This is a genomic window from uncultured Oscillibacter sp., assembly GCF_910584465.1.
In the GTDB taxonomy this organism is placed as follows: Bacteria; Bacillota; Clostridia; order Oscillospirales; family Oscillospiraceae; genus Oscillibacter.
The window spans coordinates 1-9,451 of record NZ_CAJUBK010000074.1 but is presented as its reverse complement, the minus strand read 5'-3'; the positions used below and the strand labels follow the sequence as shown (position 1 = coordinate 9,451).

General features: G+C 68.3%; 7 protein-coding genes. 4 read left to right on the top strand and 3 right to left on the bottom strand.

The genetic code is table 11. From position 1 onward, the window contains the following. Positions 1–26 precede the first annotated feature (26 nt). Positions 27–830, bottom strand: coding sequence for a helix-turn-helix domain-containing protein (locus tag QZ332_RS12055; protein ID WP_295765737.1), 804 nt, complete (start codon positions 828–830; stop codon positions 27–29). 134 nt (positions 831–964) lie between these two features. Next, positions 965–2,383, bottom strand: a complete 1,419-nt coding sequence (locus tag QZ332_RS12050) for a hypothetical protein (protein WP_295765735.1) — start codon at positions 2,381–2,383, stop codon at positions 965–967. Between the two features lie 275 nt (positions 2,384–2,658). Here QZ332_RS12050 and QZ332_RS12045 point away from each other — a divergent pair, with 275 nt between their 5' ends. Both QZ332_RS12045 and xdh read left to right on the top strand, forming a co-directional pair. Beyond that, positions 2,659–3,297 (top strand): thiamine diphosphokinase, encoded by a 639-nt coding sequence (locus QZ332_RS12045; protein WP_295765733.1) that lies wholly within the window; start codon positions 2,659–2,661, stop codon positions 3,295–3,297. Between the two features lie 143 nt (positions 3,298–3,440). Further along, positions 3,441–5,990 carry a selenium-dependent xanthine dehydrogenase gene (gene xdh / locus QZ332_RS12040; protein WP_295765731.1) on the top strand — a complete coding sequence of 850 codons (2,550 nt, stop codon included), beginning with the start codon at positions 3,441–3,443 and terminating at the stop codon, positions 5,988–5,990. Positions 5,991–6,056: 66 nt separating this feature from the next. On the opposite strand, the gene QZ332_RS12035 is transcribed toward xdh, so the two are convergent. After that, a complete protein-coding gene (locus tag QZ332_RS12035) occupies positions 6,057–6,653 on the bottom strand; it encodes a nucleotidyltransferase family protein (RefSeq protein ID WP_295765729.1) in 597 nt (198 codons plus the stop codon). A gap of 113 nt (positions 6,654–6,766) precedes the next feature. On the opposite strand from QZ332_RS12035, the gene xdhA reads away from it, so the two are divergent. Beyond that, positions 6,767–9,061 carry a xanthine dehydrogenase subunit XdhA gene (gene xdhA / locus QZ332_RS12030; RefSeq protein ID WP_295765727.1) on the top strand — a complete coding sequence of 765 codons (2,295 nt, stop codon included), beginning with the start codon at positions 6,767–6,769 and terminating at the stop codon, positions 9,059–9,061. Positions 9,062–9,075: 14 nt separating this feature from the next. After that, the coding region (locus QZ332_RS12025; RefSeq protein ID WP_295765725.1) for an FAD binding domain-containing protein at positions 9,076–9,451 on the top strand (376 nt) is incomplete at its 3' end.

Genomic DNA, 9,451 nt, shown 5'->3' with positions numbered 1-9,451 from the left:
GGAGGCAGAGCCTCCGCGCCTTCTAGTCATTTGATGTTCGCGCCGAAAAAAGCCAGCAGCTTCAACAGCGGCCCCCAGAGCGCCGGGTGATGCGCCTGGAGGAACGCCTCCACCTCCGCCTGGGTCAGGCCGTCCCCCCAGAGGAGGATGTGCCGGCCCGCCGCGTCATAGCCCACGGCCGTGTCCCCGACCGCCGCCACCCCTACGGCGATCTTGCCGCCCAGGGCCGCCACGCCGCCCGCGTACCAGAGGCCCAGCGCCACCGGACCGAAGGCCAGCAGGCCGATGGCCACCGGCCCCAGCGCCGCCAGGCCGAACGCCAGGGCACCGGCCGCCAGCAGGCCCGCCGACAGCGCGCCGATGCTGAGCACGCCCACGCTCATCGCCCCCAGGGCCACGACGCCCACGGCGATGTTCCCGACGGCGACGATCCCCTTCGCCAGGTCGCGGGAGCGCATCCTATGGGGGCGGAGGCCAAGGCGCACGGACACCAGCGGCAGGCCGAACAGCCTGGTCTCGCTGTCCCAGGAGCAGGACCACCCGCGGAAGTACCGGGAGATCTCCTCCATCTGCTCCGCCAGCTCCTTCGTGGAGGGCGGGGCCTCCGGGACGGGGCGCTCCGGCTCCTCCAGCCGGTCTTTCACCAGATAGTCCACGCTCACGCCGAACAGGTCCGACAAAGCGATGAGCTTCGTGAGCTCCGGCGCCGCCGTTCCGCTCTCCCATTTGCTGACGGACTGCCGGGTCACGCCCAGCCGGTCCGCCAGCTGCTCCTGAGACAGGCCCTCCCGGCGGCGGAGCTCCAGCAGCTTTTCCGAAAACGTCTTCATCTCAAACCTCTCACTTCCTCTTGGGATGCCCCTATGTTAGTCTGTCCCGCAAGGGAAAGCAAGAACGCGGCGGGTGGAACTTCGTCAACCGCCGGTTGCGGCCCTTGGGCCGCAGCCGTTCTGGGGCCCGGCGCTCAGAGCACGTCCCGCAGCACCGCCTCCGGCGGGACGTCCAGCTGCCAGGGATCGTCCATGAGGCCGTGGATATAGCGGATGGCGGAGGCATAATAGAACCCGTCCACGATCCGTTCGTCGGTGACGAAGTTGCAGTCCACGTACTTGCGCAGGACGACGCTGCCGTCCCGCTTCGTCTCATAGACCCGCCGCTTTTTCCCGAAGGAGCAGAACACCGGCACGTTCCCGAAGTCATAGAGGTGGTGGTGGATGGGCGGGATGCCCAGGGAGGCCATGGACGTGATGAACAGCGAGCCGTGGAAGGGGGAGAGCCTGGTCAGCCACCGCGGCAGCAGCCCGAAGTAGTCCCCCGCCTGGATGAGGGCCACCAGCCCCCGGAGCAGCAGGCCGGGGACCATGTGGAAGGCCCCTGCCAGCTTGTCGAAGGAGGAGCCCAGCGGCGTGTCCTTCACCTCCCGGACCGCTCCGTCGAAGCGGCGGAACACCGTCTCCGCCGTGTCGGCGGGGTCGAAGGTCACCTTGATGACCGTGTCCGGGGCGGCGGTGGACATCTCCTTCTTGATGGTCATGTTGACCTCGATGACCCGGTCCCGGCTGTAGGCCCTCTGCCCGGCGATGAAGCGGTTCAGCCCCGGATACCGGGCGCAGGCCCGGACATAGGCCGCCAGGATGACGTGGAGGACGCCGAAGCCCTTCCAGCCCGCCTGCCGCTTCTCGGCGATGTAGCGGTCCACCGCCGAGACCTCGATCTGGTCGGCGATGAAGTTCTGGGAGGTGTTCCGGGTCTTCATGATGAAGGGGGAGACGGCGAAGATGGGGGAGAGGGTCCGCAGGCGCCGCCCGTCGTTCCGGTCGCCGAAGCGGCGGATGAGGCCGCCCTCCTCCAGGGGACGCCGCCGCATGGCCAGGGACAGGCACAGCAGCGCCGCCATGCAGCAGAGCACGGACAGCTCCGGCAGCCACTCATGGAGGGTCCAGCCGGCCTTCTGCCGGCCCTCCACGAAGATGTGGTACAGCATCGGCAGGCCGAACAGGGGCCAGAGGAACGCCTGGGTGGGGACGAAGCCCGTCACCGTGGCGGTGTAGAGCGCCGCCACCAGGGCATAGAGCAGGAGGCAGAGCACCGTATGTAGGATGGAGACGAAGTAGAACGCCTTCACCGCGAAGAACACGCAGCCCAGCCACACCGGGATGGCGGAGCGGTAGAGCCGCTCCCGCCCGTCCAGGAACAAGATCCACACGAAGCACAGGTTCGCCCACAGGGGCAGGAGGACCTGGAAGAGGAGCACAGAGGCCGGGAGCGCCGCCTCCCCGACGGCCCAGGCGGCCCGGATCAGGCCGGATCCGGTCATCAGCAGCGCGGACAGGATGACCAGCCCCCGGATGGATGGGAGCCAGTAGACGGTCCTTCGTTTCATGGGGTCCCTCGCCTCCTCGTTCGGACGTTTTGAAAAAACGGCGCGCCGTCTCAGCGGAAGCGCGCCGTCCTTGGATGCAGTCCGCGGCCCCCGGGAAGCGGGCATATCCGCCGGGGACTGCAAAGGTCTCATCGATATTATAACGCTTTCCCGCCCAAAGTCAAGGATCGGGGGAGGGAGCGCCCGCAGGAGGGGATCTGGGAAAAAGCTGGCCTTCCGCGCGGCGGATGTGGTATGATAGGGGAGACGGAAAACGATGCGGAGGAGGACCGCCTATGGAACGCTGTTTCATCTTTGCCGCCGGGACCTATCACGGGATGCGGGAGCGACCCGGGGCCCCCGGCGATCTCGTCATCGCCGCCGACGCGGGCTACCGGATCTGCCTGCGGGAGCACATCACGCCGGATCTCCTCATCGGGGATTTCGACTCCATGGAGCCCCCGGCGGGGGCCGCCCGTCTCATCCGCCTGCCGGTGGAGAAGGACGACACAGACACCCTGGCCGCGATCCGGGCGGGCCTGGGACAGGGTTGCGGGGCCTTCCACATCTACGGCGGCACCGGCGGCAGGCGCCTGGACCACACCCTGGCGAACCTGCAGTCCCTGCTGTTCCTCCGCCGGAGGGGGGCCAGGGGGTGGCTCTATGACGACGACATGGTCTGGACCGTCATCGAAGACGAGTCCCTGACGATCCGGAAGACGGTGGAGTGGGGGCTGTTCTCCGCCTTCTGTCTGGGCAGCCGGGCGGAGGGCGTGGACGAGTCCGGGCTCCAATACCCGCTGGAGGACGCGGTCCTGACGCCGGACTTCCCCCTGGGGGTCAGCAACCACATCCTGGAGCCGGAGGCCCGGATCTCGGTCCGGAAGGGCGCGCTCGCCGTGGGATGGGAACTGCCGCCGCTGGACAGACGTTGACCTACAGATAGGATAACGGATATACAAAAGTTTGGTTGCGTACCGGCCGGTCTTCGTGTATAATAGACAACGACGGAAAGGTCGACCTTTCCGAATACAAAACAGCCGTGGGACCGGGGACGGGCACGGGGCGAGGAGCTTTTATGGCGGACTTTATCGTGAATGGCAGACCTGTGACCGTTGAGGAGGACCAGAAGCTGATCCGCTTCCTGCGGGACGGCCTGGGGCTGACCTCGGTGAAGGACGGGTGCAGCGAGGGCGCCTGCGGCACGTGCACCGTGCTGATCGACGGCAAGCCCACACGGGCCTGCATCCCCCGGACGGACAAGCTGGAGGGGAAGTCCGTCGTCACCGTGGAGGGGCTGACGGAGTTCGAGAAGCGGGCCTATACCTACGCCTTCGGGAAGGCCGGGGCGGTCCAGTGCGGCTTCTGCATCCCCGGCATGGTGATGTGCGCCAAGGCGCTGCTGGACGCGGATCCGTCCCCCACCCGGGAGGCGGCGGCCTTCGCCATCCGCAACAACATCTGCCGGTGCACCGGCTATGTGAAGATCATCGACGCCATCCTCCTGGCGGCGGAGCTGCTGCGTTCCGGCGAGGTGCCGGAGCCCTCCTCCGACTGGTCCCTGGGGGCGCGGGCGCCCCGGGTGGACGTGGAGGAGAAGGTCACCGGCACGGGCATCTACCCGGACGACGTATATATGGACGGCATGCTCTATGCCAGCGCCGTCCGTTCCGCCTACCCCAGGGCCAGGGTCCTGGCGATCCACACGGAGGAGGCCGCGGCCCTGCCCGGCGTGGCGGGGGTCTTCACCGCCGCCGACATCCCCGGGGCGAACAAGGTGGGCCACCTGAAGAAGGACTGGGACACCATGATCGCCGTGGGGGACGTCACCCACTATCTGGGCGACGCCGTTTGCCTCGTCGCCGCCGAGGACCAGGAGACCCTGGCCAGGGCCAAGGCCCTGGTGAGGGTGGACTACGAGGAGCTCCCCATGGTCCGCAGCCCCCGGGAGGCCATGGCCGAGGGCGCGCCCCTGGTCCACCGGGAGGGGAACCTCCTGGCCCACAAGCACATCCAGCGGGGCGACCCGGACACGGCCATCGCGAAGAGCGCGCACGTCCTGACGGAGCGCTTCTCCACCCCCTGGACGGAGCATGCCTTCCTGGAGCCGGAGTGCGCCGTGGCCTACCCGGACGGGGACGGGGTCATGATCCTCTCCACGGACCAGGGCGCCTACGATACCCAGCACGAGACCATGGGGATGCTGGGCCTCCCGGCGGAGGAGGTGAAGGTGCGCAACTGCCTGGTGGGGGGCGGCTTCGGCGGCAAGGAAGACGTGACCGTCCAGCACCACGCCGCGCTCGCCGCCTACCTGACCAAGCGCCCGGTGAAGGTGAAGCTCACCCGGGCGGAGAGCATCCTGATCCACCCCAAGCGCCACCCCATGGAGATGGAGTTCACCCTGGGCTGCGACGAAGACGGGATCATCCAGGGCGTGAAGGCCAAGGTGGTGGCGGATACCGGCGCGTACGCCTCCCTGGGCGGGCCGGTGCTGGAGCGGGCCTGCACCCACGCCGCCGGGCCGTATAACTATCAAAACTTCGAGATCGACGGCTGGGCGTGGTACACGAACAATCCCCCCGCCGGGGCCTTCCGGGGCTTCGGCGTCACCCAGACCTGCTTTTGCATCGAGAGCCTGCTGAATAGGATGGCGGACGAGGTGGGCATCAGCCCCTGGGAGATCCGCTGGCGCAACGCCATCCGTCCCGGCCAGACCCTGCCCAACGGCCAGATCGTGGACGAGTCCACGGGCCTGGCCGAGACCCTGGAGGCGGTGCGGCCCTACTATGAGGGGGCCCGGTATGCCGGCCTCGCCTGCGCCATGAAGAACGCGGGCGTGGGCGTGGGCATCCCGGACACGGGCCGGGTCCGCCTGAGCGTCGAGGGCGGGAAGGTCCACATCTTCGCCGGGGCCTCCTGCATCGGCCAGGGCCTGGGCACGGTGCTGACGCAGATGGTCTGCGACCGGACGGGCCTGCGGCGTGAGGACGTGGTCTATGAGCGCTCCAACACCTATTCCGCGCCGGATTCCGGCACCACCTCCGGCTCCCGCCAGACGCTGTTCACCGGTGAGGCGTGCCGCCGGGCCTGCGAGGGGCTGAAGGCGGCCCTGGAGGGCGGCGGGCTGGCCGCCTTGGACGGCCGGGAGTTCCGGGGCGAATACCTGGGCAGGACGGACCCCCTGGGGGCCGACGTGCCCAACCCGGTCAGCCACATCGCCTACGGCTACGCCACCCAGGTCTGCATCCTGGACGACGAGGGCAGGCTCAAACAGATCGTGGCGGCCCACGACGTGGGCAAGGCGGTGAACCCCCTCTCGGTGGAGGGCCAGATCGAGGGCGGCGTGGTGATGTCCATGGGCTATGCCCTGACGGAGCGTTATCCCTTGGAGGACTGCAAGCCCAACGTCAAGTTCGGCACCCTGGGCCTGTTCCGGGCGGACAAGATCCCGCAGATCACGCCCATCATCGTGGAGAAGGAGGGGCTGGACGTGGCCTGCGGGGCCATCGGCATCGGGGAGATCACCTCCATCCCCACCGCCCCCGCCATCGCCGACGCCTACTTCCGCTACGACGGCAAGTTCCGCACGGCCCTGCCGCTGGAGGGGACGCCCTATTCCCGGAAGTGACCCCCCGGGCGTGACGGCGGCGCCGCGTCCGTGGCCGCGCGAAGGCTGGGGCGGTCTCCCATGCCACTAGACATCGCTCTTGGAGGGGCCCCGGGCCCCCAGCGCCTCCAGCGCGGCGGGGGTGTCCACGTCGGTCAGCTCCTCCTGCCGGACCTCCAGCAAGATCAGGTCCTCCTCGTGCCGCCGGATGACGGTGTTCCCGCCGTGGTCTTCCCGGAGCTGGCGCAGCTCCCGGAAGAAGCGGGAGGGGAAGATGCAGGGGTTCCCCCGGACCCCGCCGTGGGCCAGGGCGGCGATCTTCTCCGGCTGGGAGCGCCAAAGGTCCAGCAGCGCCTCCACGCTCTCCCGTTTCAAAAGCGGCTGGTCGCTGACCAGGAACATCGCCCCGTCCAGGTCCCCCAGCTCCGCCAGGCCCAGTTCGATGGTGTGGCTGATGCCCCAGTCCGGGTGGCCGTTGCGGACCGGGGCGAAGCGGGACTCCGCCGCCAGCTCCAAGATCTCTGGATATTGGGTGACGACGGCGACCTTTTCGAAGCGCTCCGCCGGCACCGCCTCCAGGGCCCGGCGGATGAGGCTCCGGCCCCGGACCTCCGCCGCCAGCTTGTTCTCCCCGAAGCGCCGGGCGTTCCCCGCCGCCATGACCACACAGCCCGTTCTCAGCATCACGCGTCTCCTCCCAAGCAAGTCCTTGGACCTAGTATATCCTCTCTCCCCCCATCCAGTCAACCATCCCGCATCCCCGGCGGCAAGGCCGCGACGAAAAAGGAGGGCACCCTATGAGCAAGAGCGTCGGCAAGAGCGTGACTCGCGTGGACGCCTATGAGAAGGCCGCGGGCAGGGCCAAGTATATGGACGATCTTTGCGACAAGAGCGCGCTGATCGTGAAGATCTGCCATTCCACCATCGCCCACGGCTTCGTGGAGTCCATCGACACGGCGGAGGCGGAGGCCATCCCCGGCGTCGTGAAGGTCCTGACCTGCTTCGACGTGCCGGACATCGAGTTCCCCACGGCGGGCCATCCCTGGTCCACGGACCCCCGCCACCAGGACGTGGCGGACCGGAAGCTGCTGAACCGGCACGTCCGCTATCACGGCGATGACGTGGCCGTGGTCATCGCCGAGGACGAGGTGGCGGCGGCCCAGGCCGTCCGGGCCATCCGGGTGGAGTACGAGGAGCTGCCCTTCGTCCTGGATGTCCAGGAGGCCATGCAGGACGGTGCGCCCCAGATCCACGAGCGGTATGCGGGCAACGTCCTGGCCCACTCCGACGTGCGCAAGGGCGACTACGAGTCCGCCCGCAAAGAGCCGGGGCTGATCCGGGTCGAGGGCTGGTACGATACGCCCACGGTCCAGCACTGCCACATCGAGAACCACGGCTGCTTCGCTTACGGCGAGGCGGGCCGGATCGTGGTGGTCAGCTCCACCCAGATCCCCCACATCGTCCGCCGGATCGTGGGCCAGGCCCTGGGCATCCCCTGGGGCAAGGTCCGCATCATCAAGCCCTACATCGGCGGCGGCTTCGGCAATAAGCAGGACGCCTTGTACGAGCCCCTGTGCGCCTGGTGCTCCGCCCAGGTGGGCGGCCGCCTGGTCAAGCTGGAGTGCAGCCGGGAGGAGACCTTCGTCTCCAACCGGGTCCGCCACGCCATCCGGACGCACATCATCTCCTACGTCCGCCCCGACGGCACCCTGGCCGCCCGGAAGCTGGAGGCGTTCTCCAACCAGGGGGCCTACGCCTCCCACGGCCACGGCATCGTGGCGAAGGGCATGAACGCCTTCCCCCAGCTCTACCCCTGCGAGAACGTGGAGTGCGACAGCTGGACGGTGTACACGAACCGCCCCGCCGCCGGGGCCATGCGGGGCTACGGCATCCCCCAGGCCATGTTCGCCGCGGAATGCCACATCGACGACATCTGCCGGGCGGTGGGCATCCCCCCGCTGGAGTTCCGCCGGAAGAACCTGATGCCCGTGGGCTATGTGGACGGCTTCTCGAAAAACGAGCTGTATCATGACACGTTCGTCCAGTGCATGGATAAGGGCATGGCGCTGCTGGACTACCAGCGGAAGTACCGGGAGTACCAGGGGCAGACCGGCCCGGTCCGCCGGGGCGTGGGCCTGGCGGTGTTCTGGTACAACACCGCCGTGTGGCCCATCTCCCTGGAGTCCTCCTCCTGCCGGATGGTGCTGAACCAGGACGGCTCCCTCCAGTTCCAGACCGGCGAGACGGAGATCGGCCAGGGCTGCGACACCGCCTATTCCCAGATGGTGGCGGACGCGGTGGGTGTGCCCCTGAGCGACGTGCATGTGGTGTCCACCCAGGACACCGACGTCACCCCCTTCGGCACGGGGGCCTATGCCTCCCGGCAGACGTACATCGGCGGGTTCTCCATCATGCAGACGGCCCTGGCCCTCCGGGAGCGCATCCTGGGCATCGCCCACGAGCAGACCCGGATGCCGGTGTCCAACCTGGACCTGGTGGACGGGCAGATCGTCCGCAAGAGCGACGGGCGCGTCCTGAAGTCCCTGGGCGACCTGGCCCTGGAGAGCCTGTATTCCCTGGACTGCAGCCGGCACATCACCGCCGAGACCACGGCGCAGATCAAGAGCAACGCCTATTCCTTCGGCTGTTCCTTCGCCGAGGTGGAGGTGGACATCCCCATGTGCAAGGTGGAGCTGCTGAAGCTGGTGAACGTCCACGACTGCGGCACGCTCATCAACCCCGCCCTGGCGGAGGCCCAGGTCCACGGCGGCATGTCCATGGCGATCGGTTACGGCCTCAGCGAGGAACTGAAGTTCGACGGAGCGACCGGCAGGCCCCTGAACGGCAACCTCCTGGACTATAAGCTGTCCACCTTCCTGGACCACCCCACGCTGGAAGCGGCCTTCGTGGAGAACCCGGAGCCCACCTCGCCCTACGGCACGAAAGCCCTGGGCGAGCCCCCGGCCTGTTCGGGCGCCCCCGCGATCCGCAACGCCATCCTGCACGCCACCGGCGTGGCGGTCGATTCCTGCCCCATCACGCCCCACGTCCTCTACCGGGAGTTCAAAGAGGCGGGGCTCATCAACGACTGAAGGAGGGCCAAAGCATGTATGATATGAAAGCCCTGTACCAGGCCCGCAGCGTAGAGGACGCCGTGGCCCTCCGCCTGGCCCATCCCGAGGCCCAGATCATCGCCGGCGGGTCCGACGTGCTGGTCCAGATGCGGGAGGGCCGGCGGGCCGGAGCGGAGCTGATCTCCATCCAGGGCCTGGACGAGATCCGCGGGGTGTCGATGGATGCCGACGGGACCCTGCGCATCGGCTCCCTCACCAGCTTCTCCCATATCGCCCGGGATCCCCTGATCCGGGAGCACATCCCCGTCCTGGGGGAGGCCGTGGACCAGGTGGGCGGCCCCCAGATCCGGAACATCGGCACCATCGGCGGCAACACCTGCAACGGCGTCACCTCCGCCGACTCCGCCT